This is a genomic window from Nocardioides sp. Z24_21 (assembly GCF_058134345.1).
Map to the genome: position 1 here is coordinate 966,023 of NZ_JBYTTH010000002.1, position 23,539 is coordinate 989,561.

Below are 23,539 nucleotides of genomic sequence, written 5' to 3' on the forward strand. Positions count from 1 at the left end.
CCCGGCGCGGTGCGCCGGGCCCTTCGTGGTGCATGCGTCCCTACTGCTGCCGGTAGGGCTCCCCGTCGGCCGCGGGCGCGCGGGAGCGTCCGACGAGGCCCGCCACCGCGAAGATGGTGACGAGGTAGGGGAGCATCAGCATGAACTGGCTGGGCACGGGCGAGCCGATGGCCGAGAGCACGCCCTGCAGGTTGGTCGCGAAGCCGAAGAGCAGCGCGGCGAGCGTGGCCCGGATCGGGTCCCACTTGCCGAAGATCACCGCCGCGAGCGCGATGTAGCCGGCGCCGCCGGTCATCTCCCGGTTGAACCCGGCCACCGAGACGAGGCTGAAGTAGGCCCCGCCGAGACCGGCGATCGCGCCCGCGAGCAGGATCGTGCGGTAGCGGGTGCGGTTGACCTTGATGCCCACGGTGTCGGCTGCCTTGGGATGCTCGCCGACGGCGCGCACCCGCAGGCCCCAGCGGGTCCGGTAGAGCGCGAAGGCCACGATCGCCACCACGGCGTAGAGCACGTAGACGAGCGGGGTCTGGCGGAACAGGATCGGGCCGATCAGCGGGATGTCGCCGAGCAGGGGGATCGGCACGGCGCGCAGCCGGTCGGGGGAGTTGAGCGTCTCGGCATTGGGGGCGAGCACCTGGCGGAACAGGAAGTTGGTCAGGCCCACCACGAGCACGTTGAGCACCACGCCGACGATGACCTGGTCGACGAAGTAGGTGATCGCGAACAGTCCGAGGATGAGCGCCACCAGGGCGCCGGCGACCGCGGCGGCCACGAGGCCGGCCCACGGCGAGCCGGTCGTCGAGGCGGTGATCGCCGCGGCGAAGGCACCGAGCAGCAGCTGTCCCTCGATGGCGATGTTGACGACGCCCGCGCGCTCGCCCAGGACGCCGCCGAGCGCGCCGAAGACCAGGGGGATCGCGAGCGCCACCGCACCGCCGAGCAGGCTGACCACCCGGATGCGGTCGTCGGCCGCCGCCCAGCTGAGGAAGCCCACCATCCACGCGACGGCGAAGCCGATCGGGATCCAGATCTGCTGCGGCAGGTGCCCGACCATGCGCCGCACGGACTCGGCGGTGAGCGCCAGGCAGAGGACCACCATCACCCACGCGGTGGGGCCCGACGGCACCACGATGTCGGGAAGCGTGACGATGTCGCTCTCGGCGGCGAGCTGGAACGTCGTGTCGCCGGAGCGGCCCGAGCGCAGGAGGATGCCGGCGAGCAGCAGCGTCAGCACGCCGAGCACGATCGGCAGCTTGCGCGGGCCGTAGCGGCGCACGTGGACCACCGCGGGATCGGGGGCGAGACCGCCGATTTCGGGGGTCTCCGGGGTCACGGTGCTCACTTGGCCTCCTGGGCGGGGAGCCGGAAGATCGCGCGCACCAGGGGAGGCGCGGCGAGGAACAGGACGATGAGTGACTGCACCACCAGCACGAGGTCGACCGAGATGTTCTCGGAGGTCTGCATGGTGAAGCCGCCGGCCTTGAAGGCACCGAACAGCAGGCCGGCCGCCAGGATCCCCAGCGGGCGCGAGCGCCCGAGCAGGGCCACGGTGATGGCGTCGAAGCCGATGGAGGCGTCGAGGTCGAGCGAGACGCCGCTGGACACGGTGCCGAGGACCTGGTTGACGCCCGCGAGGCCGAGCAGCGAGCCGGCGATCATCATCACGACGGTGTAGGTCTTGCCGACGTTGATGCCCGCCGCGCGGGCCGCGTGGGGGTTCTCACCGACGGCGCGGATGCGGTAGCCGAGGGTGGAGCGGTTGAGCAGCCACCACACCACGCCGACCGCGACGAGGGCGAGCACGAAGCCCAGGCGCAGGTTGAACTGGTCGCCCAGCACCGTGGGCAGCGTCGCGGAGTCCTTCATGGGCGGCGACTTCGGGTTGACCGACCCGGGGGTCTTCAGCAGCCACTCCCGGGTGAGGGCGTAGAAGAGCAGGTAGTAGGCGACGTAGTTGAGCATGATCGTGACGATCACCTCGTGGGCGCCGGTGCGGGCCTTGAGCAGGCCCGCGATGCCGCCCCAGAGGGCGCCGAACGCCATGCCCACCAGGATCGCGAGCGGCAGGTGCACGATGAGCGGGAGGTCGAGCTGGAAGCCGATCCAGCCCGCGGCACCGCCGGCGATGAGCATCTGGCCGCGGCCGCCGATGTTGAACAGGGCGGCACGGAAGGCGAGCCCGACGCCGAGGCCGCCGAGGATGAGCGGTCCGGCGAACTTGAGCGTCTCGGTGAGCGGGCGCCACTGCAGCGCCGGGTCGTCGACGTTGTAGTTGAAGATCGCGCCGCGGAACATCGCGGTGTAGGCGCCGGAGATGGCCTCCCACACGGCGGTGACGAAGTCGGAGGGCCGGGCCGTGAGGTAGCCGGCGGCCTCGCGGACCGACTCGTCGGTCGCCGCGATCATCACCGACCCGACGAAGACCGCCAGGAACACGGCGAGCACGCCGGCGAGCGGGTCGCCCGAGGCGATCTCGCGCAGCACGGAGCGGGACCGCTGGCCGCGCGTGTCGTTCGACCCGGCGTCGGGAGCGTCGGCGGTGTCGGTGATCGTGCCGGTGTCCGTGCCGGCGCCCGTCTCGGGTGCGTCGGGCTTCTCGGGCTGGGGGGTGCGGGAGTCGCTCACGCCACCACGTCCTTCAGGTCCTTGGGGCGTTCGCCGGTCATCATCAGTCCGAGGGTCTCGCGGGGCGTGTCGGCCGGCACGACGCCGACGATCCGGCCGCGGTAGAGCACCATGATGCGGTCGGCGAGGGCGACCACCTCGTCCAGCTCGGTGGAGACCACCAGGACCGGGATGCCGCGGTCGCGCGTCGCGACGATCTGCTTGTGGATGAACTCGATCGAGCCGACGTCGACACCGCGGGTGGGCTGGGCCGCGACGAGCAGCCGCAGGTCGCGGGAGAGCTCGCGGGCCACGACGACCTTCTGCTGGTTGCCGCCCGAGAGGTTGGAGGCCAGCGAGTCGATGTCGCGGGCGCGGACGTCGTACTGCTGGAGCTTCTCCTCCGCGAAGGCGCGCAGGGCGCCGAGGCGCAGCGAGCCGTTCTTGACGAACGGCGACTTGAAGCTGCGGTTGAGCATGAGGTTCTCGGCGATGGTGAAGCCGGGCACCAGGCCGTCGACCTGGCGGTCCTCGGGGATGAACCCGACGCCCGCGTCGAGGATCTTGCGGGTCGACCGGCCGACGAGCTCCACGCCGTCGAGGGTGATCGAGCCGTGGACGTCGTCCTGGAGGCCGAGCAGGGCCTCGGTGAGCTCGGTCTGGCCGTTGCCCTGCACGCCGGCGACGACGAGGATCTCCCCGGCGCGGATCGTGAAGCTCAGGCCGTCGAGCTGCGTGCGCCCGGCGAGGTCGCGCACGACGAGGTCGCGCACGACGAGCGCGTCGTCACCGAGCGTGGCGGCGTCCTTCTGGACGACGAGCTCCACCGGGCGCCCGACCATCATCGAGGCGAGCTCGGCGTTGGTGGCGCTGGGCTCGGCCTCCCCGACGACCTTGCCGTGGCGGATGACGGTGATCCGGTCGGCGACCTCGCGGACCTCACGGAGCTTGTGGGTGATGAAGACGATGGCCTTGCCGGCCTCCTGGAGCTGGCGCATGATCTGCATCAGCTCGTCGGTCTCCTGGGGCGTGAGCACCGCGGTCGGCTCGTCGAAGACGAGCAGCTCGGCGTCGCGGGAGAGGGCCTTGATGATCTCGACGCGCTGCTGCACGCCGACCGGCAGGTCCTCGACGACCGCGTCGGGGTCGACGTGGAAGCCGAAGCGCTCCGAGATCTCGGTGACCCGCGCGCGGGCGGCGTCGAGGTCGAGCGTGCCGGCGAAGCCCGTGGACTCGTTGCCGAGCATCACGTTCTCGGCCACGGTGAAGACCGGGATGAGCATGAAGTGCTGGTGGACCATGCCGATGCCGGCCGCCATCGCGTCGCCGGGGCCGGTGAAGTGCTGGACCTCGCCGTCGAGCTCGATCTCGCCCTCGTCGGCCTTGTAGAGGCCGTAGAGCACGTTCATCAGCGTGGACTTGCCGGCACCGTTCTCGCCGAGGAGGCAGTGGATCTGCCCCGGCTCCACCGTCAGGGAGATCGAGTCGTTGGCCACCACGCTGCCGAAGCGTTTGGTGATGCCTCGCAGGACGAGTCTCATGGCATCGCATCCTAGGGTCGCAGAGGTCCGGGGGGCTGGACCAGGGTCTGGTACTGGGGGCCAGGGCGGGCGGGCCCGGGCAGGCGCTCTCGTACGGCAGGCGTGGAAGCGCGCGGGCAGGGTAACGGCCGGCGCTGTCGCGGCACTGCCACGAGATGTGCCAAAGGTCACGGCCGCCGTCTGGCAGGTGGCCGGCACGGCACGGGGGAGGCCGACGAACCCGTCGGCCTCCCCCGTGATGGCGCGTGGTGGAGCGTGGTGGTGCTCAGCCCAGGTAGGACTTGACCTTGATGGAGCCGTCGACGATGCCGGCCTTGACCTCGTCGAGCTCAGCGGCGAGCTCGTCGCTGACCTTGTCCTCGAAGTTGTGGAACCCGGCGATGCTGACGCCGCCGTTCTCGAGGGTGCCGATGTAGGGCTCGAAGTCGAACTCGTCCTGGCCCGCGGCCATGACGGCCTCGTAGGTCGAGACCTTCATGTCCTTGAGGATCGAGGTCATGACGTAGTCCTGGGTGTTCGGGTCGGTCTCGTAGAGGTCGGCGTCGACACCGACCATCGCGACGTCCTTGCCGGAGTCCTCGATCGCGGTGATCGCGCCCTGGTAGATCGGGCCGCCGACGGGAAGGATCACGTCGACGTCCTGGTCGAGGATCTGCTTGGCCGTGCTGGTCGCGGCCTCGTTGGCCTCGAAACCACCGGTGAAGGAGCCGTTCTTGCCGTCCCAGCCGACGACCTCGACGTCCTTGCCCTTCTCCTTGGCGTAGTACTCCGCGCCCTGCTTGAAGCCGTCCATGAAGATGGTGACGGTCGGGAAGGGCATGCCGCCGAAGGTGCCGACCTTGCCGGTCTTGGTGTAGTCGGCAGCCGCGTAGCCGGCCAGGAAGGCGGCCTCGGCGGTGTTGTAGAGCAGCGGCTTGATGTTCTTCTCGTCGGCCTTGCCGTCGAAGGTGGCACCGTCGTCGCCGCCGTCGGCGGAGTCGTCGATCAGGACGTACTCGACGTCGGGGTTGGCCGCGGCCGACTCCTTGGTCGCGGCGGCCAGGGCGAAGCCGACGGTCACGATGACGTCGCAGCCCTCGCCGATCAGGCTCTCCAGGTTGGGGCCGTAGTCGTTCTCGCTGTTGGACTCGACGTCGATGAGCTCGACACCCAGCTCGTCGGCGGCCTGCTTCGCACCCTCGTAGCCGAGCTGGTTGAACGACTTGTCGTCGAATCCGCCCGCGTCGGAGACGATGCACGGCGTGAAGTCGCTGGCCGCAGCCTCGCTGCTGCCGCTTCCGCCGCCGGTGGTCTCCTCCTCGGGCGCGTCGCCGCACGCTGCCAGGGTCGCGGCCGCCAGCAGGGCCACGAGGCCGCTCGAGACGACCTTCCTCGACTTGTTCACAGTGCCTCCAAGTTCGTGACCCCCAGGCGGGGTCGCTTTCGGGGAGCATGATGCCTGCCGCCCGGCGACAAATCACGCGGTTCGCAGCCTTCGAGACCCGTTTGAGACATAGAACTCACCACAAGACTTTCGGCGGAACCCGCCACAGGCACCACCTTCGTCCCATGCGCCATAGTTGCGGCGTGGAAGACACGCGGAGGACACGGTGCACGACGAGGCAGCCGGCGGGGCGGGCGACGTGACGCACGACGGCACGAGGGACGCCTCGGGCGACGGCCCCGTGGGGGTCGACTGGGACGAGCTCAAGGCCGCGGCCCTCGACGTGGTGAAGCGGGCCTACGCCCCCTACTCCCACTACTCGGTGGGGGCTGCCGCGCTCACCGACGACGGCCGCGTCGTCGTCGGCTGCAACGTGGAGAACGCGTCGTACGGCGTCGGGCTGTGCGCCGAGTGCGGGCTGGTCTCGCACCTGCACGCCACCGGCGGCGGACGGCTGACACACTTCGTGTGCGTCAACGGCGCCGGCGAGGTCATCATGCCGTGCGGCCGGTGCCGCCAGCTGCTGTTCGAGCACGGTGGTCGCGACCTGCTGGTCTGGACCATCTCGGGCATCAGGCCCATGTCCGAGGTGCTCCCCGACGCCTTCGGACCCGACGACCTGGCGGCCGGTGCCGCCCCGGAAGGAACCCCATGACCGCCCACGACGCCGTCGAGGTGATCCTCGCCAAGCGCGACAAGCACGAGCTCTCCGACAGCCAGATCGACTGGGTGATCGACGCCTACACCCGCGGTGACGTCGCCGACGAGCAGATGTCGGCGCTCGCCATGGCGATCCTGCTCAACGGGATGAACCGGCGGGAGATCTCGCGCTGGACGGGAGCGATGATCGCGTCGGGGGAGCGGATGGACTTCTCCACGCTGTCGCGCCCGACCGCCGACAAGCACTCGACGGGCGGCGTCGGCGACAAGATCACCCTGCCGCTCGCGCCCCTGGTCGCGGCCTGCGGCGTCGCGGTCCCGCAGCTCTCCGGTCGCGGGCTGGGTCACACCGGCGGCACGCTCGACAAGCTCGAGTCGATCCCGGGGTGGCGCGCGGCGCTGAGCAACGAGGAGATGTTCGGCATCCTCGAGGACGTCGGCGCCGTCATCTGCGCGGCCGGCGACGGCCTCGCCCCGGCCGACAAGAGGCTCTACGCCCTGCGTGACGTCACCGGCACCGTGGAGGCGATCCCGCTGATCGCCAGCTCGATCATGAGCAAGAAGATCGCCGAGGGCACCGGCGCCCTGGTGCTCGACGTGAAGGTCGGCAGCGGGGCGTTCATGAAGGACCTCGCCACCGCCCGCGAGCTCGCCGAGACGATGGTCGCGCTCGGCACCGACGCGGGCGTGCACACGGTCGCCCTGCTGACCGACATGGCGACCCCGCTGGGCCGCACCGCCGGCAACGCGGTCGAGGTGCAGGAGTCGGTCGACGTGCTGGCAGGCGGCGGGCCCGCCGACGTCGTGGAGCTCACCCTCGCCCTTGCCCGCGAGATGCTCGCCGGCGCCGGGCGCGACGACGTCGACCCGGCCGACAAGCTGGCCGACGGCTCGGCGATGGACGTGTGGAAGGCGATGATCCGCGCGCAGGGCGGCGACCCGGACGCCGAGCTGCCGCAGGCGAGGGAGTCGCACGTGGTGACCGCTCCGGCGAGCGGCACCCTCACCCGCCTCGACGCGATGGCGGTCGGCATGGCCGCCTGGCGGCTCGGGGCGGGTCGGGCCCGCAAGGAGGACCCGGTGCAGGCCGGCGCCGGCGTGGTGTGGCACGCGCGGCCGGGCGACCGGGTCACCGAGGGCGAGCCGCTCCTGACGCTGCTCACCGACGAGCCGCAGCGCTTCGATCGCGCTCTCGCCTCGCTCGAGGGGGGCTTCGACATCGGCGACGACGACGGGTCGGCCAGTCGCGAGATCGTGCTCGACCGGATCGGCTGACCGGTCCCCACAACTGACGATGACCGGTCAGTAGCGCCCGGCCGACCGGGGGCCCCGCCTACGTTTCCCCCATCCAGGGAACTTGGGGGCCCGATGCAGACGAGCCACGAGCGCGGCGGGGGCCGCGCCACGTCGCGCTCGACCGCCGTGCTGGCGGTCGTGGTGCTGGTGACCGGGCTCGCGGTCGGAGCGGGCGCGACCTGGCTGGCGCTCTCGCGCCCCGGCTCCAGCACCGACTCGACGGGGTGCGAGGGGTTCCGTGGCCTCGACCTCGCGGTGGCGCCCGAGATGTACGGCGCGGTGGTCGCGGCGCTCGCCGACGTGACCCCCGACTGCGTGCAGGTCGACCCGGCGATGCGCTCGGGCGTCGACGTGGCCCGCGGTGCCTCGATGGGGGGCGCACTGCCCGACGTCTGGATCCCGGAGGCGCACTTCCTCACCGCCACGGCCTACCTCGGCTCGGCCCGGCCGCGGCTCCTCGTGCGGAGCCTGGCGCGTACGCGCGTGGTGCTGGTGGGCGGCGCGGCGGCGCGTCGCTTCGCGTCCTGGGGCGACGCCGAGGCGTCGGGCCTCGTCACGGTGCCCGACCCCGGCTCGTCGGCGGCGGGTGCCCTCGCGGTGACGGCGCCCGAGGCCGAGGCCCGCGTGGTCGGCCGCAGTCGGGCCGACGCCCGCCGGCTGGTGGTCCCGTTCGCCCAGGCCCAGAGCGCGCGTGCCGTGCGTGGCCAGGACGAGTCCGTCGGGCCGGCCATGTTCGCGCGACGCTCGCCGCGCCTGGTGGTCAGCACCGAGCAGCAGCTGCGCACCGTGTCCGGACGTGACGACCTGCGCGACCTGACCCCGGCCGTGGGCGCGCCGGTCCTCGACTTCCCGCTCCTCGTCAGCGGCGACGCGGCCCCGGGGGCGCGGGCGCTGGCCCGCGCCCTCGCCCAGCACCTCCGGGGCGAGGCGGGACGCGCGCTGATCGCGGACGAGGGCCTCCGCGCCCCGGGGACGGGTCGAGGCGACCTGCGCCCGCCCGCGGCGCCGACGATCGCCCGCGCGGTCCAGTCGTGGAACCTGTGGAGCGTCCCCTCCGCGATGCTCGCGGTGGTGGACGCCTCGGGCTCGATGGACCTCGACACCGGGATGGGATCGCGGATGGACCTGCTCGCCGACGCCGCCCGGATCGGGCTCGGGTTCCTGCCCGACCACGCCCGGGTGGGGCTGTGGGTCTTCTCGGAGGACAAGGGCGGGCCAGGTCGCGACTGGCGCGAGCTCGAGCCCATCCGCCGCCTCGACGACCTCCGCTTCGGCCGCACCCAGCGCTACGCCCTGCGCGAGCGCGCGGCGGAGCTGCCCGGCCTCACCGACGGCGGCACCGGGCTCTACGACACCGCGCTCGCCGCCTACCGGGAGGCGCTGCGCAGCTATCGCCCGCACTACGCCAACGCCGTGGTGCTGATGACCGACGGGCGCAACGAGGACCCCGGCTCGATCACCCTGACGGCCCTGCTGCGGCGCCTGGGCGAGCTGCGCGACCCGCAGCGGCCGGTGCGGCTGGTCGGGATCGCGATCAGCGGCGACGCCGACCTCGCGGCGCTGCGCCGGATGGCGCGGGTGACCGGCGGGGAGGCCTACCTGGCAGCGCAGCCCGAGGACGTGCTGGGCGTGTTCGCCCAGGCCGTGCTGTCCCGCTGAGCGCGGAGGTCAGCCGAGGAGGAGCACGACGTGCGCGGCCACGCAGGCCGGCTTGTCGTGGCCCTCGATCTCGACCGTGTGCTCGACGACGAGCTGCCGGCCGGCGGGCAGGTCGCGCACCTCGCCGAAGCGCACGTGCGAGCGCAGCCGGCTGCCCACGGGCACCGGGGCCGGGAAGCGGACCTTCTCGAGGCCGTAGTTGAGGCGGGCGCCGGGCGTCTCGAGCCGGAAGACCTGCGAGGCGAAGTGCGGCAGGAGGCTGAGGGTGAGGAACCCGTGGGCGATGGTCGTGCCGAAGGGGCCCTGCGCCGCGGCGTCGACGTCGACGTGGATCCACTGGTGGTCGAGCGTCGCGTCGGCGAAGGCGTCGATGCGGGCCTGGTCGACGGTGAGCCACTCGCTGGTGCCGATCTCGGCGCGGGCGGCGGCCGCCACCTCGTCGAGCGTGGTGAAGGTGCGCATGCGGACGAACATAGTGGGCCCTGATTGGATGGGCCGATGAGCACCCCCACGCGCGACCAGGTCCAGGCCGCTCCCAAGGTCCTGCTGCACGACCACCTCGACGGCGGGCTGCGCCCGCAGACCATCGTCGAGCTCGCCGCGGAGGCCGGCCACGAGCTGCCGGCGTCCGACGCCGAGTCATTGGGCCGCTGGTTCACCGAGTCGGCCGACTCCGGCTCGCTCGTGCGCTACCTCGAGACCTTCGACCACACGGTCGCGGTCATGCAGAACGGCCCGGCGATCGCGCGCGTGGCCCGCGAGTGCGTCGAGGACCTCGCCGCCGACGGCGTCGTCTACGCCGAGGTGCGCTACGCCCCCGAGCAGCACGTCGGCGGCGGCATGACGCTCGACGAGGTGGTCGCCGCGGTACAGGAGGGCTTCGACGCCGGCATGGCCGCCAGCGGCGGCAGGATCGTCGTCCGCCAGCTCCTCACCGCCATGCGGCACCAGGCGCGGTCGATGGAGATCGCCGAGCTCGCGATCGACTGGCGCGACCGCGGCGTGGCCGGCTTCGACATCGCCGGGGCCGAGGCGGGCTTCCCGCCCACCCGCCACCTCGACGCCTTCGAGTACCTCCAGCGCGAGAACGCGCACTTCACCATCCACGCCGGCGAGGCGTTCGGGCTGCCCTCGATCTGGGAGGCGATCCAGTGGTGCGGTGCCGACCGCCTCGGCCACGGGGTGCGCATCATCGACGACATCACCGTCAACGAGGACGGGTCGGTCGAGCTCGGCCGGCTGGCCGCCTACGTGCGCGACAAGCGGATCCCGCTCGAGATGTGCCCCAGCTCCAACATCCAGACAGGGGCCGCGGAGTCGTTCGCCCAGCACCCGATCGGGCTGCTGACCGACCTGCGGTTCCGGGTGACGGTCAACACCGACAACCGCCTGATGAGCGGCACGTCGATGACCCGCGAGATGTTCGGGCTCGTGGAGGCGTTCGACTACACCCTGGAGGACCTGCGCTGGTTCACCATCAACGCGATGAAGTCGGCGTTCCTGCCCTTCGACGAGCGGCTCGCGCTCATCGAGGGCGTCATCAGGCCCGGCTACGCCGCGCTCATCGACGCTCGGTAGCCGCGGCGGTCAGCTCGGCGTAGGCCTGGTCGCCGGTGGCGCGGCGGCACCCCTGCCGCACCGCGTGGGCGACCACCCGTTGCTGGTCGCCCATCAGCGCCAGGCCGCGGCGCACCAGGACGAGCGGCGGCTTGCGGTGCTCGCGCAGGTCGCGGGTCAGGCGCCGCCAGAACGTGACGAGCGGGTGCTGGGTGATGCAGTAGGCCGCCGCGAGGATCCCCTCGTCGCGGCACGCCGCGACGACGTGGGGCGCGAAGATGCCCTCCGCGACGAAGAAGGGGCTGCCGGCGAGGTCGACCGTGTGGGTGCCGCAGCGGCCGCTGCGCGAGATGTCGTAGACCGGGACCTCGCTGCGCCCGGTGGCGCACAGCTCGCGCAGCGCGGCGAGCGCGTCGGCCTCGTGCCAGGAGTCGGGGTGGTCCCAGTCGACCAGGCCGGCGTTGGCGCCCGTCGTGATGCGGGGGAGCGAGGGGTCGTCGCCGTCCTTGTAGAAGTCGTCGAGGCGCAGGACGGGCAGGCCGAGACGCTCCGCGAGGCGGGACTTGCCCGCGCCGCTGGGGCCCGCCAAGATGACCACCTGGGCTGTGCTCATGTGTTGCGGACTCATTTCGTCGTTCGGCCACGCGGCGTGAGGGCAGGACATAGTGTCGCGCAGATCACTGCTCGACACCTCTGTGGGGAGGACGTCCATGAGTCATCTCGACTCGACCGCGCCCGAGGACGCCGGCACGCCCGGTGGCCCCGTCGGACGCGGCAGCAAGCGCTTCGTGCTGGTGGGACTCGCGCTGGCGCTGGTCGTCGCGACCGTCGCATTCTTCACGATGCGCGGAGCAGGGGATGAGCCGGAGGGGGCAGACTGCATCTCCGAGGTGATCACGCTCACCACTGCGCCGGTCATGGAGGACCTGGTGCACCAGGCCGTCAAGGACGTCAACGCCGACGAGCCGTGCATCGACATCCAGGTGACCGCCGGCACGGTGAAGGACGTCGTCTCCCTCCTCAGCGACCCCACCGCCGAGCTCCCCGACATCTGGATCCCCGACAGCCCGACCTGGAAGGGCCAGCTCACCAGCGCCGGCTGGGCGGGCACGCCGATCGCCGCCGTGCTGGCCCAGACGCCCGTCGGCCTCATCGGCGGGCCGGCCGCCGAGGCGCCGGCCTCCTGGGTCGCCGCGCTCGGCAGCGGCAGCCTGGCGATGGCCGACCCGAGCGCGGAGGGCGCGTCGGCGCTCGCCCTGCTGGCGCCCTACGCCGAGATGAAGCGGACCGGCGAGACCCCGGAGTCGATCGACCGGAAGACCGTCCCCGTCGCCCAGACCTACGGTGAGCGCGCCGTGGCCGGCAGCGTCAACGAGACCGACCTGTCCACGATCACCGCATCCAGCACCCAGCTGGTGCCCGCCACGGAGCACGACTACCTCGCCGCGCGCCGCAGCAACGACCAGCTCGCCCTGGTGGCCCCGAAGACCGGCGTGCCGATGCTGCAGTTCCCGCTCATCGACGTCAATCGCGGCAGCAAGGACATGCTCAGCTCCGGTGGCGACCTGTCCGCCCGCGTGGGCCGCGCCCTGGGCCGCTGGTTCGCCTCGAGCGCCGGGGTGGAGGCGATCTCGGCCGCCGAGCTGCGCGGCCCCGACGGCGCCCCGCTCCCCAACGACATCGGGCTGGGCAAGGCCAGGGTGCTGGGCAAGGTGCCCCAGCAGACCACCGACGACGTGCTGCGCGGGTGGCGCGTGCTGTCGGTGCCCTCCAGCATCCTCGCGGTGGTCGACCTGTCGGGCTCGATGAAGACCGCCATCGGCGACACCACGCGCATCCGGCTCGCCATGACCGCCTCCAAGGTCGCGCTCGACGCGTTCCCCTCGCAGGCGCGCATCGGGATCTGGGGCTTCTCGAAGAACCGTGGCAAGGGCGGCGCGTCGTGGGCCGAGTACGCCCCGCTCGAGCGCCTCGACGCGCCGGCGGACGGCGGCAGGACCCACGGCGACGTGGTCCGCGCGGAGGCCGACCTCCTGCCCAGCCGGGTGCGGGGCGGCACCGGCGTCATGGACACCACGCTCGCGGCCTACAAGCACGCCCAGGAGAAGTGGGACCCGGCGTGGTTCAACTCCGTGGTGATCATGACCGACGGCGCGCGGGACGACTCCAGCTCGCTGTCCCTCGAGTCGCTGGTCAACCAGCTCACGTCGCTGCGCGACCCGGCCAAGCCCGTCAAGGTGGTCATCATCGGCATCTCGCCGGACGCCGACACCGGCGAGCTCGAGGAGATCGCGGCGGCGACGGGCGGGCAGAACTACCTCGTCGAGGACCCCAACCAGATCCTCGGCGTGCTGGCGCAGGCCCTGCTCAACCGCTGACGACGGTGTTCTGGTCGACGAGCACCTGCCACTGCCCCCGCTCGTAGGTCCAGGTGATGATGATCGCCAGAGGGACCGCTCCGTCGCCGTCGGTGTAGACGGAGTCGAAGAGGACCAGCGCGGTGTCGCAGCCCGCGACTGCGGTGTGCCGGACCTCCAGGGTCTGTGTCCACTCGGTGCGGGCGAAGAAGCCCTCGATGAAGCCGGCGACCTCCGTCCTGCCGACCAGCGTGGCGCCGCCGGGGAGCACCGCGGTGACCTCCGGATGCAGGAGGGCGTTGAAGGTGCGCGCGTCGCGCTCGTCGGTCGCCTCGACGTAGGTCCGCACGGCGCGGTCGAACCTGCGCTCGCAGGCACGGTCGCCGCCGTGGGCACGCTCCGAGGCGGGTACGCCGCCGGCCTGACCGGCGGCCTGCCCGGCAAGTGGGACGGCGAGCGGGACGCCGAGTGGGACGGCGCCGGCGGCCGTCCCGGTCAGCACGGCGGCGCCGAGAGCGGTGGCCAGGGCCGTCGACAGCAGGGTGGTGATGGACATACGGTGCTCCTTCTCGAGGTGGTCCGGGCCTCCATCGAAGGCCCGAGCACCCGGTCGACGGGAGCGATTCGATGAGGTTCGACGAAGGTCCGCCGTGATCGTCGCGGAGCTCGACGCCGCCACTGCCTCGCGGGTCCGCCTGGCACCGTCGCCCGCGGCCGAGGCGATGGCGTGGCTGCGCCTGGCCGTCGCCGGTCGGCGCGACACCCTGGTCGGGCGGCCCCGACTCGCCGGCCCGCTGTCGCGCGACGTGGACGTGCAACTCCTCGTCGCGCTGGTGGCAGGGGGGACCAGCGGCTACCTGCCCGACTTCCTGACTCCCAAGCCCGGGACCGCGGACGCGCTCGACGCGCAGCTCGCGCAGGTCGCCGCGACGCCCGACGACGAGGCGCGGCACCAGGTGCTGACCGAGACCTTCGCGGACGGACCCGCTCCCGCGGCGGTGGTGCGAGCGGTCGAGTCGGGCACCATGGCGGTGCGGGCAGCGCGTGGCCTCGAGTCGTTGTGGCGCCACGCCGTGGGTGAGGTCTGGGGAGCCTTCGGGCACCTGGTGGAGGCCGACATCGCCCGCCTGTCGGCCGTCCAGGGCCGCTCCGGCGTGACCGCGATGCTCGAGACCCTGCACCCGCACGTCACCTACGACGGCTCGTGCCTACGGGTGTGGATGCCGCCCTGGGAGGAGGCCGGGGTGCTGCGTGGCACCGAGCTGGTGGTCTCGCCGGCGTTGCTGGACCGGCCCCACGTGTCCCCCCAGCTGTGCCGCCCGGACCAGGCCGTGCTGCGCTACCCGGTACGTACCCTGGGCGACCCGATCGCGACGGTGAGGCGTCGCGCGCTCGGCAGGCTCATGGGGGACACCCGCGTCGCCCTGCTCTACGACCTGGCCACCCCGCGGTGCACGGCGACGCTCAGCGAGCGCCACCGGTTGAGCGCGGCGACCGTCTCCTACCACCTGGGGATCCTGCACGAGTGCGGCCTGGTCACCCGCGTGCGTCACGGCAACGTCGTGGACTACCAGCGCAGCGGCCGGGCCGAGGCCCTGCTCCGCCGCCCCGAGGTCACGCTGGGTTGAGCGGCCGGAGCAGGGTTGCTGGCTGCTCAGACGCCGATCGGGTGCCAGACGGTCTTCGTCTCGAGGAACTGCGTCATCCGGTCCAGCCCGGGAGCCGCGAGCCAGTCGGTGTCGGGCGCGGGACGGCGTACGCGCTTGAGGTTGTCGGCGGCGGCGACCTCGAGCTCGGTGGCGAGGTCGGCGTCCTCGACGCCGGTGAGGTCGATGCCGTTGACGTCCATGTGCGAGGCCAGCCACGGGGCGATCTCGGCCTGCGAGCCGGTGAGCACGTTGACCACGCCGCCGGGCAGGTCGCTGGTGGCCATCACCTCGCCGAGGGTGATCGCGGTCAGCGGGTTGGTCTGGCTGGCGATCACCACGACGGTGTTGCCGGTGACGATCAGCGGCGCGACGACGCTGACCAGGCCGAGCAGGGGGCCGCGGGGCGCGACCACGGCGATGACGCCGCTGGGCTCGGGGGTCGAGAGGTTGAAGTAGGGGCCGGCGACCGGGTTGGCGTTGCCGACGACCTGGGTGATCTTGTCGGCCCAGCCGGCGTACCAGACCAGGCGGTCGATCGCGGCGTCGACGTAGGCGCGCGCCTTCGACTGCGAGATCCCCTCGGCGGCACGGAGCTCGGCCTCGAACTGCTCGCGTCGGCCCTCGAGGACCTCGGCGATGCGGTAGACGACCTGTGCCCGGTTGTAGGCCGTGCGGCCCGACCAGCCACCGAAGGCCTTGCGGGCGGCGACGACGGCGTCGCGGGCGTCCTTGCGCGAGGCCAGGGCCGCGTTGGCGAGAAGCTTGCCCTTGGCGTCGTCGACGACGAAGGTGCGACCCGACTCCGAGCGGGGGAACTGCCCGCCGATGTAGAGCTTGTAGGTCTTGCGTACGTCGATGCGGCTCACGCGTCCGCTCCCTTCAGGTAGCCCTCGAGACCGTGGCGGCCGCCCTCGCGGCCGTAGCCGGACTCCTTGTAGCCGCCGAACGGCGAGGTGGGGTCGAACTTGTTGAACGTGTTGGCCCACACGACGCCCGCCCGCAGCTGGTTGGCCATCGACAGGATCCGCGAGCCCTTGTCGGTCCACACGCCCGCCGAGAGGCCGAACGGCGTGTTGTTGGCCTTCTCGACCGCCTCGGAGGGGGTGCGGAAGGTCAGCACCGACAGCACCGGGCCGAAGATCTCCTCACGCGCGATCCGGTGCGCCTGGGTGACGCCGGTGAAGACGGTGGGGGCGTACCAGTAGCCGTTGGCGGGCAGCTCGCACGGCGCGGACCAGCGCTCGGCGCCCTCGGACTCGCCGACCTCGGACAGCTCGCGGATCTTGGCGAGCTGCTCGGCGGAGTTGATCGCGCCGACGTCGGTGTTCTTGTCGAGCGGGTCGCCCACGCGCAGCGTGGCCATCCGGCGCTTGAGCCGGTCCATCACCTCGTCGGCGACGGACTCCTGCACCAGCAGGCGCGAGCCCGCGCAGCAGACGTGGCCCTGGTTGAAGAAGATGCCGTTGACGATGCCCTCGACGGCCTGGTCGAGCGGGGCGTCGTCGAAGACGATGTTGGCGGCCTTGCCGCCGAGCTCGAGCGTCACCTTCTTGTCGGTGCCGGCGACCGCCCGGGCGATGGCCTTGCCGACCTCGGTGGATCCGGTGAAGGCGACCTTGTCGACGTCGGGGTGCGACACGATCGCGCGGCCGGTGTCGCCGGCGCCGGTGACGATGTTGACGACGCCGGGCGGCAGGTCGGCCTGCTGGCAGATCTCGGCGAAGAGCAGCGCGGTCAGGGGCGTGGTCTCGGCGGGCTTGAGCACGACCGTGTTGCCGCACGCCAGCGCCGGGGCGATCTTCCAGGCCAGCATCAGCAGCGGGAAGTTCCACGGGATGACCTGGCCGGCGACGCCGAGCGGCGTCGAGCCGTAGCCGGAGTACTCGAGCTTGTCGGCCCAGCCGGCGTAGTAGAAGAAGTGGGCGGCGACGATCGGCACGTCGACGTCGCGCGACTCCTTGATCGGCTTGCCGTTGTCGATCGACTCCAGGACGGCGAGCTCGCGGCCGCGCTCCTGGATGATCCGGGCGATCCGGTAGAGGTACTTGGCGCGCTCGGCCCCGGACATCCGCGACCAGACGCGGGTGTAGGCGCGGCGGGCGGCCTTGACGGCCTCGTCGACGTCGGCGTCGCTGGCCTCGGCGATCTCGGCGAGGACCTCCTCGGTGGCCGGGTTGACGGTCTTGAACGACGTGCCGCTGCCGTCGACGAACTCGCCGTTGACGAACAGGCCGTAGGACGGCTTGATGTCGACGATGGCGCGCGACTCGGGCGCGGGGGCGTACTCGAAAATGTTGGTCATCCCCATCAGTCCAGCGTGAAGTAGTCGGGACCGGAGTAGCGTCCGGTCGTCATCTTGGTGCGCTGCATCAGCAGGTCGTTGAGCAGCGTGGAGGCGCCGAAGCGGAACCAGTCGGGGTCGAGCCAGTCGCCGCCGCAGACCTCGTTGACCATCACGAGGTACTTGATGGCGTCCTTGGTGGTCCTGATGCCGCCGGCGGGCTTGACGCCGATCATCTGCCCGGTCTGGTCGCGGAAGTCGCGCACCGCCTCGAGCATGATCAGGGTGACCGGGAGGGTCGCGGCGGGCTGGACCTTGCCGGTGGAGGTCTTGATGAAGTGGCCACCGGCCATCATCGCCAGCCAGCTGGCGCGCCGGACGTTGTCGTAGGTCTGCAGCTCACCGGTCTCGAAGATCACCTTGAGGTGCGCGCTGGTGCCGTCGGGCCTCGCGCAGGCCTCGCGGACCAGGGCGATCTCCTCGAAGACGTCGAGGTAGCGCCCCGAGAGGAACGCCCCGCGGTCGATGACCATGTCGATCTCGTCGGCGCCGGCCTCGACCGCGTCACGGGTGTCGGCGAGCTTGATGTCCATCGCGGCGCGACCGCTGGGGAACGCGGTGGCGACCGCCGCGACGTGGACGCCGCTGTCGCCGAGCGTCTGCTTGGCGGTGGCGACCATGTCGGGGTAGACGCACACGGCGGCGGTGGCCGGGCAGGTCGGGTCGGCCGGGTCGGGACGCATCGCCTTCGAGGCGAGCGCGCGGACCTTGCCGTGCGTGTCCTGGCCCTCGAGCGTGGTCAGGTCGACCATGCGGATGGCCAGGTCGATGGCGAAGGCCTTCGACGTCGTCTTGATCGACCGGGTGGCCAGGCCCGCGGCGCGAGCCTCGCACCCGACCTGGTCGACCCCGGGGAGGCCGTGGAGGAATCGACGGAGCGAGGAGTCCGAGCGCACGATGTCGTCGAAGACGCCGCCGTGGGTCGCGGAGGTGCTCGCCGTTGGGCTGGCAGTGGGTGTCACCGGCCCAGCATAGAGTTGGGTCGAAGGCCCCCCGCAATCCGTGATGGCCGACGGTCTGCTCACATCGACGAGGACGACATGGCATCCCTGCAGGACGACCACGAGGTCGTGGTCGAGCGGTTCCAGCCATCCAGTGGCCGGTTCTCGGGCTGGGCGACGCTCGTGCTGTCCGCCCTCCTCGTGGTGGCCGGCGTGGCCTACTTCGACGACGGGTTCCCCGCCTGGGTGACCGCCGCGGGCCTGCTCGTCGGCGTGCTGGCGTGGGCGGCCAACCTGCGCCCGGCGCTGTGGGTCACCGAGGAGCACCTCGTCATGCGCAACCTCGCCGAGACCGTCCACATCCGCCTCGACGCGATCGAGGAGCTGGCCGTGCGCCAGGTCCTGGCGGTCCGCGCCGCCGACCAGCGCTTCGTCAGCACCGTGCTGGGACGCAGCTGGCGCAAGGCGATCGTCTCGCGCAGGGGCTCCACCGACGACGGTCCGCGCGAGGGCATGCCCTACGCCGACTGGGCCGAGCACCGCCTCCACGAGCTGGTCGACGCCGCCCGCGACCGCACGGGGGTGCGGCCCGGGTCGAAGGAGCAGCTGGCCCTGCCCGACGCCGTACGCCGCGAGCCGGCGGTGCTGCCCCTCGCGTTGACCGGGGCGGCCGTCGTGGCGCTGCTCGTCAGCTTCTTCCTCTGAGGTCCCTCAGGCGCGGCGAGCGGCCGCGACGGTGCCCGGCGTGGGGAACCAGCGAGCGACGACGGCCGACTGCCCGAGCGTCCACGTCGAGCTGCACACCCAGTAGACGAGCAGGGCCACCGGCACGACGCCGCCCGCCACGAGCATCCCGCCTGCCGACATCACGGGGATGATCCGCTGCGCCGCCACCATCGCCTCCGGCATCCCCTCGAGGGGGGTGTTGGGCGCGACGACGAAGCGCTGGGTGACGTAGGACAGCACCGCCGCGGTCAGGGCCAGTCCGGCGACGACGGCGAGGTGCACCCCGCCACCGCCGAGGTAGCCGCGGCCGGCCAGCGAGACGCCGACGACCGACGCCGCGCCGAAGGACGACACCAGGCCGGGGCCCATCGCGCCCACCGCCGCGCCCGAGGCGACGTCCGCCACGAGGTGGTAGAGCGCGATCCACACGGGCAGCTGGAGCAGCACCGGCAGGCAGCCCAGCCGGCTCACCCCGTGCTCGGCCGACACCGTGCGCCGCTCCCGCATCAGGGCACGCACGCTCTCGGCGTCGGTGCGTCCGCGGTAGCGCTCCGCGATGCCCTGCAGGTGTGGCCGCGCCCGGGCGGCGGCGTGCGCCTGGCGGACGCCGTGGACGACGAGCGGCAGCACCGCGAGGCGTACGAGGACGACGAGGGCGGCGATGCCGAGCACCCAGGTCGCGGCGGCATCGGGCGGGGCGCCGAGGGAGGTGAGGGCGTCGTGGGTGGCGGCGAGGACCGCGGCGAGGGCGTGCGAGATCGGGTCGAGCAAGGACATGGGTGTGCTCCTGGGACGGTGGGGACGGGTCTGGACGGGCTCGCCGGAGGCGAGGGTCAGACCAGTCCCGGCGCACGCGGTCGCACCGGGTGGTGCCCCGCGTCGGTCGTCCGCCCCGCGAGCACGAGGGGCACGTCGGCGGCACGTCGCCGCGGTCGCAGCGAGCGCAGGGTCGCGTCGGGGACGACAGCAGGGCCGCGTACGCCCATCAGGGTCGTGGCGGCGGCGAGCGCGGCGAGCACCACGAGCGCCTCGGCCGACATCGTCGAGACCGTCGGAGCGATCGTGATGGCGGCGGCGATCGACGCCAGCGCGAGCACCACGGTCCGGAGCATGTCCGCCACCCTAGCCCGCCGCTCCCCCGGCGGGACGTCATGGGAATGCCCGGTCCGAGGCGGGGATTCCCCTGACGCTGCGCGCCGGGTCGGCGGTGGGCCGGCTCAGCCGCCGAAGACGGTGCCGCGCAGGTCGGCCGTGATCGCGTCGAGCCGGCCGACCGCGGCGATCCGGGCGGCGTCGACCCCGCCCTCGCCGGGGCCGTCGCCGACGGGTACGACGACCTCGAGGTAGCACTTCACCTTGGGCTCGGTGCCGCTCGGGCGCACGATGACCCGCCCGCCCTCGGCCAGCGTGTAGCGCATCCCGTCGGTGGGGGGCAGCCGGTCGGAGCCCTCGGAGAGGTCCTCGACCCGCTCCACGGCCAGGCCGCCGAGCGAGCGGGGCGGGGTGGCCCGCAGCCGCTGCATGGTCGCGGGGATCGCGGCGAGGTCGTCGAAGCGCACGGAGAGCTGGTCGGTGGCGTGCAGGCCGTGCACGCGCGAGATGTCGTCGAGGATGTCGGTGAGCGCCCGGCCGTCGGCCTTGGCCTGCGCCGCGAGCTCGCAGACCAGCACGAGCGCCGAGACGCCGTCCTTGTCCCTGACGTGCTCGGGGTCGCAGCAGTAGCCCAGCGCCTCCTCGTAGCCGAAGGCGAGCCCCTCGACCCGGCCGATCCACTTGAAGCCGGTGAGCGTCTCCTCGTGCGGCTGGCCGGCCGCGGCCGCCATCTTGCCGAGCAGGCTCGACGACACGATGGAGTTGGCGTAGGTGCCCCGCTGTCCGCGGGCGAGCAGGTGGTGCGCGAGCAGGGCGCCCACCTCGTCGCCGCGCAGCATCCGCCACCCGTGGGCGTCGGGGACGGCGACGGCGCAGCGGTCGGCGTCGGGGTCGTTGGCGACCACCAGGTCGGCCCCGTGCTTCCTGGCGAGGTCGAGGGCGAGGTCCATCGCGCCCGGCTCCTCGGGATTGGGGAACGCCACGGTCGGGAAGTCGGGGTCGGGGTGCTCCTGCTCCTCGACGACCTGGGGCGCGTCGAATCCGGCCGTCTCCAGCACCTGCGCGACGGTCGCGCCGCCCACCCCGTGGAGCGGGGTGTAGACGATGCGCAGGTCGCGCGGACCGTCCTCGGCCAGGCCCGCGACGGTGTCGAGGTAGCGGTCGACGATCTGCTCGCCGACGAGGGTGCCGGCGTTGCCACGCGGCACGTCGGCCAGCGGGCCGACCGCGGCGATGCGGGCCGCGATCTCGCTGTCGGCGGGCGGGACGATCTGGCTGCCGTCGCCGAGGTAGACCTTGTAGCCGTTGTCCTCCGGCGGGTTGTGGCTGGCGGTGACCATCACGCCGGCCGCGCAGCCGAGCTCGCGGATCGCGAACGCGAGGAGCGGGGTGGGCAGGGGCCGCGGCATCACCAGCGCCTTGAACCCCGCGCCGGTCATCACCTCGGCGGTGTCGCGCGCGAAGACGGCGGAGTTGTGGCGGGCGTCGAAGCCGATGACGACCGATCCGCCGGCGTGGCCGGTGTCGCGGAGGTAGGCCGCCAGGCCGGCTGCCGCCCGGGTGACGACGACGCGGTTCATCCGGTTGGGGCCGGCGCCGAGCGCTCCCCGCAGGCCGGCGGTGCCGAACTCGAGAGTGCCCGCGAATCGGTCGGCCAGGTCGGTCTGCTCGCCCCGCCCGGCGTCGGCGAGGACGGCCTCGAGCTCGGCGCGGGTCTGCTCGTCGGGGTCCTCCGCGGCCCAGGCGCGGGCGCGGTCGAGCAGGTCGGGGTCGGTCTGGTGCGCGGTCATGGACGCACGCTATCCCCACCGGCTCGGCCCCGACGCTGCGGCGGTCGCCCGCTCGCGTGACGCAGGGGGCCGATGTCGGTGGGCGGTGCCACGATGCCTTCCATGATCGATCACCTGGGCATCAACTGCACCGACCTGGCGCGCGCGGCCGCGTTCTACGACCGGGTCCTGGGCGTGCTGGGGCACCGGCGCCTGATGGACGTCGGCGTCGCCATCGGCTACGGCACCGACACGCCGGACTTCTGGATCGGCACCTTCGAGGGCGTCGGCCCCAACCGGGAGGTCCACCTCGCCTTCACCGCCCCCGACGCCGCGACCGTGCGCGCCTGGCACGCCGAGGCGCTCGCCGCCGGTGCGGAGTCGCTGCACGAGCCGCGGCTGTGGCCGGAGTACCACGAGGGCTACTACGGCGCCTTCGTCCGCGACACCGAGGGCAACAACATCGAGGCCGTGTGCCACGGCGGCGACTCCTGACGGCTAGCGTGTGCGGGTGCCAGCCCGGGTCCGCTCCGTCAACGCCGGCAGCCCCGAGCCGGTCCCGGGGCTGAAGCGCCCCAGCGGCATCCACAAGCGCCCGGTCGAGGTCATCGAGGTCCGCGACCCCGGGCCCAAGCGCGGTGGCCTCGGCAGCGGGGTCGTCGGCGACGCGGTCATCAGCCGCAGGCACCACGGCGGCACCACCCAGGCCGTCTACGCCGTCGCCCGCGAGGAGCTCGACTGGTGGGGCGAGCACCTCGGCCGCGACCTGGCCGACGGCATGTTCGGCGAGAACCTCACGACGCTCGGCCTGGCGGTCGACACGGCCGAGGTGGGGGAGCGCTGGCAGGTCGGCGAGACCCTCCTGGAGGTCTGCGGCCCGCGCATCCCGTGCGCGACGTTCGCCAAGCACATGGCCGAGCGCGCGTGGGTGCGTCGCTTCGCCGAGCGCGGCCTGACGGGTGCCTATCTCGCGGTGCTCGAGCCCGGTGCGATCCGGGCGGGCGACCCGGTGGAGGTCGTGCACCGGCCGGGGCACGGGCTGACCCTGCCGATCTACTTCCGCGCGCTCATGGGCGACAGGCAGCTCGCCGCGGTCCTCCTCGAGGCCGAGGTGCTGCCGGCCGCCGAGCACGCCTGGCTGCTCGCCCGGAGGAGCTGAGGGCCCGGCGGAGCTGACCCCGGCTCAAGCGGGCTCGTCCCCGCTCAACACGTCGGATACGACGTGTCCAGCGGGGACGCGGCCCGATCAGCGGCGGTAGGTCGCCAGGTCGGCGCCCAGCTCGGTGAAGACCGCCTGGTTGAGCGCGAACGCGACGCTCACCTCGCCGACGACCGCGCGCTGCTGCTCGGCCGTGAGGTCGAGGGCGTCGAGGCGGGCGCGGTAGCGGTCCTTGTAGGGCTTGGGCTTCGCGATCGCGGGGAAGGCGTAGAACGCCGTGCCCCGACCCTCCAGCCCGAGCTCGCGGTCGAGGACGCGGCCGATGACCTGACCGCCGGAGAGGTCGCCGAGGTAGCGGGTGTAGTGGTGGGCCACGAACAGCGGCGCGCACGTACGGACCTCGTGCAGCCGGGCGACGTAGGCGTCGGTCGCGGGGCTGTGGAACTCCGCGGGCGCGGGCGCGCCGGCGGCCTGCGCCCAGAACGCGAGGTCCTCCTCGATCGCGGCGAGCCGATCGAGCGCCGGGTCGACGACCGCGGCGACGGCGGGGTCGCCGGCGAGCTCGGTGCCGAGCGCCTCCAGCGTGCGGTAGACCTCGCGGAATCGGAGCAGGTAGTCACGCACGCCCAGCGCGTTGATGCGCGCCGAGGTGAGCTCGGCCATGAACGCCGAGCCCTCCGCCTCGGTGTGGGCCTCCTGGGAGCCGTCGCGCATCGCGATGGAGAGTGCAGCGGTGGCCGGAGCCGGGTCGAGCATCGTCATGAC

The 23,539-nt window shown here is 72.6% G+C and carries 23 protein-coding genes; 9 read left to right on the plus strand and 14 right to left on the minus strand.

Translation table 11 applies throughout. The features are described 5' to 3' along the window. Positions 1-40: 40 nt before the first annotated feature. The 4 genes from AC3X7Z_RS11050 to AC3X7Z_RS11065 all read right to left on the minus strand — a co-directional run bounded on the left by AC3X7Z_RS11050 (position 41) and on the right by AC3X7Z_RS11065 (position 5,529). The gene (locus tag AC3X7Z_RS11050; RefSeq protein WP_241005337.1) at positions 41-1,342 is read right to left on the minus strand and encodes an ABC transporter permease; all 1,302 of its coding nucleotides are present in this window, start codon (positions 1,340-1,342) and stop codon (positions 41-43) included. After that, positions 1,339-2,625, minus strand: coding sequence for an ABC transporter permease (locus AC3X7Z_RS11055; RefSeq protein ID WP_241005338.1), 1,287 nt, complete (start codon positions 2,623-2,625; stop codon positions 1,339-1,341). The genes AC3X7Z_RS11050 and AC3X7Z_RS11055 overlap by 4 nt, the downstream gene beginning before the upstream one ends. After that, on the minus strand, positions 2,622-4,145 hold the full coding sequence (locus tag AC3X7Z_RS11060) for an ABC transporter ATP-binding protein (protein WP_186341352.1): 1,524 nt from the start codon (positions 4,143-4,145) through the stop codon (positions 2,622-2,624). Before AC3X7Z_RS11060 ends, AC3X7Z_RS11055 begins: the two co-directional genes overlap by 4 nt. Before the next feature lie 265 nt (positions 4,146-4,410). Next, a complete protein-coding gene (locus tag AC3X7Z_RS11065) occupies positions 4,411-5,529 on the minus strand; it encodes a BMP family lipoprotein (RefSeq protein WP_186341353.1) in 1,119 nt (372 codons plus the stop codon). Between the two features lie 280 nt (positions 5,530-5,809). Between AC3X7Z_RS11065 and AC3X7Z_RS11070 the strand changes: the two genes are divergently transcribed. The 3 genes from AC3X7Z_RS11070 (at position 5,810) to AC3X7Z_RS11080 (ending at position 9,183) form a co-directional block, all read left to right on the plus strand. Next, entirely contained in the window at positions 5,810-6,223 is a 414-nt protein-coding gene (locus tag AC3X7Z_RS11070) for a cytidine deaminase (RefSeq protein ID WP_186341782.1), read from the plus strand. Then, positions 6,220-7,503 (plus strand): thymidine phosphorylase, encoded by a 1,284-nt coding sequence (locus AC3X7Z_RS11075; RefSeq protein ID WP_489975933.1) that lies wholly within the window; start codon positions 6,220-6,222, stop codon positions 7,501-7,503. The genes AC3X7Z_RS11070 and AC3X7Z_RS11075 overlap by 4 nt, the downstream gene beginning before the upstream one ends. Before the next feature lie 93 nt (positions 7,504-7,596). After that, positions 7,597-9,183, plus strand: a complete 1,587-nt coding sequence (locus AC3X7Z_RS11080; protein ID WP_489975934.1) for a VWA domain-containing protein — start codon at positions 7,597-7,599, stop codon at positions 9,181-9,183. 9 nt (positions 9,184-9,192) lie between these two features. Here the strand turns inward: AC3X7Z_RS11080 and AC3X7Z_RS11085 are convergent, their stop codons facing one another. Next, a complete protein-coding gene (locus tag AC3X7Z_RS11085; RefSeq protein WP_186341356.1) occupies positions 9,193-9,645 on the minus strand; it encodes a MaoC family dehydratase in 453 nt (150 codons plus the stop codon). A 36-nt stretch (positions 9,646-9,681) separates the two neighbouring features. Between AC3X7Z_RS11085 and AC3X7Z_RS11090 the strand changes: the two genes are divergently transcribed. Then, positions 9,682-10,761 (plus strand): adenosine deaminase, encoded by a 1,080-nt coding sequence (locus tag AC3X7Z_RS11090; protein WP_489975935.1) that lies wholly within the window; start codon positions 9,682-9,684, stop codon positions 10,759-10,761. Here AC3X7Z_RS11090 and AC3X7Z_RS11095 read toward each other — a convergent pair. Beyond that, the gene (locus tag AC3X7Z_RS11095) at positions 10,745-11,353 is read right to left on the minus strand and encodes an ATP-binding protein (protein ID WP_489975936.1); all 609 of its coding nucleotides are present in this window, start codon (positions 11,351-11,353) and stop codon (positions 10,745-10,747) included. The two genes, AC3X7Z_RS11090 and AC3X7Z_RS11095, sit on opposite strands and share 17 nt — an antisense overlap. Positions 11,354-11,450: 97 nt before the next feature. Here AC3X7Z_RS11095 and AC3X7Z_RS11100 point away from each other — a divergent pair, with 97 nt between their 5' ends. Further along, the gene (locus AC3X7Z_RS11100; RefSeq protein WP_489975937.1) at positions 11,451-13,118 is read left to right on the plus strand and encodes a substrate-binding domain-containing protein; all 1,668 of its coding nucleotides are present in this window, start codon (positions 11,451-11,453) and stop codon (positions 13,116-13,118) included. On the opposite strand, the gene AC3X7Z_RS11105 is transcribed toward AC3X7Z_RS11100, so the two are convergent. Continuing rightward, positions 13,108-13,653: a YybH family protein gene (locus tag AC3X7Z_RS11105; protein WP_186341360.1), complete on the minus strand. Its 546-nt coding sequence runs from the start codon at positions 13,651-13,653 to the stop codon at positions 13,108-13,110. The two genes, AC3X7Z_RS11100 and AC3X7Z_RS11105, sit on opposite strands and share 11 nt — an antisense overlap. A 94-nt stretch (positions 13,654-13,747) precedes the next feature. Between AC3X7Z_RS11105 and AC3X7Z_RS11110 the strand changes: the two genes are divergently transcribed. Next, positions 13,748-14,725, plus strand: a complete 978-nt coding sequence (locus AC3X7Z_RS11110; RefSeq protein WP_489975938.1) for a winged helix-turn-helix domain-containing protein — start codon at positions 13,748-13,750, stop codon at positions 14,723-14,725. A 26-nt stretch (positions 14,726-14,751) separates the two neighbouring features. Here the strand turns inward: AC3X7Z_RS11110 and AC3X7Z_RS11115 are convergent, their stop codons facing one another. The 3 genes from AC3X7Z_RS11115 to deoC are packed head-to-tail and all read right to left on the minus strand — an operon-like array spanning position 14,752 to position 18,049. Then, positions 14,752-15,612, minus strand: coding sequence for an aldehyde dehydrogenase family protein (locus tag AC3X7Z_RS11115; protein WP_489975939.1), 861 nt, complete (start codon positions 15,610-15,612; stop codon positions 14,752-14,754). Then, a complete protein-coding gene (locus AC3X7Z_RS11120; protein WP_206054518.1) occupies positions 15,609-17,048 on the minus strand; it encodes an aldehyde dehydrogenase family protein in 1,440 nt (479 codons plus the stop codon). Before AC3X7Z_RS11120 ends, AC3X7Z_RS11115 begins: the two co-directional genes overlap by 4 nt. A gap of 5 nt (positions 17,049-17,053) precedes the next feature. Continuing rightward, the gene (deoC, locus tag AC3X7Z_RS11125) at positions 17,054-18,049 is read right to left on the minus strand and encodes a deoxyribose-phosphate aldolase (RefSeq protein WP_489975940.1); all 996 of its coding nucleotides are present in this window, start codon (positions 18,047-18,049) and stop codon (positions 17,054-17,056) included. Positions 18,050-18,127: 78 nt separating this feature from the next. On the opposite strand from deoC, the gene AC3X7Z_RS11130 reads away from it, so the two are divergent. After that, the gene (locus tag AC3X7Z_RS11130; RefSeq protein ID WP_489975941.1) at positions 18,128-18,733 is read left to right on the plus strand and encodes a hypothetical protein; all 606 of its coding nucleotides are present in this window, start codon (positions 18,128-18,130) and stop codon (positions 18,731-18,733) included. Positions 18,734-18,739: 6 nt separating this feature from the next. Here the strand turns inward: AC3X7Z_RS11130 and yidC are convergent, their stop codons facing one another. The 3 genes from yidC to AC3X7Z_RS11145 all read right to left on the minus strand — a co-directional run bounded on the left by yidC (position 18,740) and on the right by AC3X7Z_RS11145 (position 21,636). Further along, positions 18,740-19,531, minus strand: coding sequence for a membrane protein insertase YidC (yidC, locus tag AC3X7Z_RS11135; RefSeq protein WP_186341365.1), 792 nt, complete (start codon positions 19,529-19,531; stop codon positions 18,740-18,742). Positions 19,532-19,587: 56 nt separating this feature from the next. Next, entirely contained in the window at positions 19,588-19,866 is a 279-nt protein-coding gene (locus AC3X7Z_RS11140) for a hypothetical protein (protein WP_489975942.1), read from the minus strand. Positions 19,867-19,971: 105 nt separating this feature from the next. After that, positions 19,972-21,636, minus strand: a complete 1,665-nt coding sequence (locus tag AC3X7Z_RS11145; RefSeq protein ID WP_489975943.1) for a phospho-sugar mutase — start codon at positions 21,634-21,636, stop codon at positions 19,972-19,974. Positions 21,637-21,738: 102 nt separating this feature from the next. On the opposite strand from AC3X7Z_RS11145, the gene AC3X7Z_RS11150 reads away from it, so the two are divergent. Continuing rightward, positions 21,739-22,110, plus strand: coding sequence for a VOC family protein (locus AC3X7Z_RS11150; protein WP_489975944.1), 372 nt, complete (start codon positions 21,739-21,741; stop codon positions 22,108-22,110). A gap of 16 nt (positions 22,111-22,126) precedes the next feature. After that, positions 22,127-22,774: an MOSC domain-containing protein gene (locus AC3X7Z_RS11155; RefSeq protein WP_489975945.1), complete on the plus strand. Its 648-nt coding sequence runs from the start codon at positions 22,127-22,129 to the stop codon at positions 22,772-22,774. 87 nt (positions 22,775-22,861) lie between these two features. Here AC3X7Z_RS11155 and AC3X7Z_RS11160 read toward each other — a convergent pair whose 3' ends face one another. Next, complete coding sequence (locus AC3X7Z_RS11160; protein WP_206054519.1) at positions 22,862-23,536, minus strand: biliverdin-producing heme oxygenase; 675 nt, start codon at positions 23,534-23,536, stop codon at positions 22,862-22,864. Positions 23,537-23,539 lie beyond the last annotated feature (3 nt).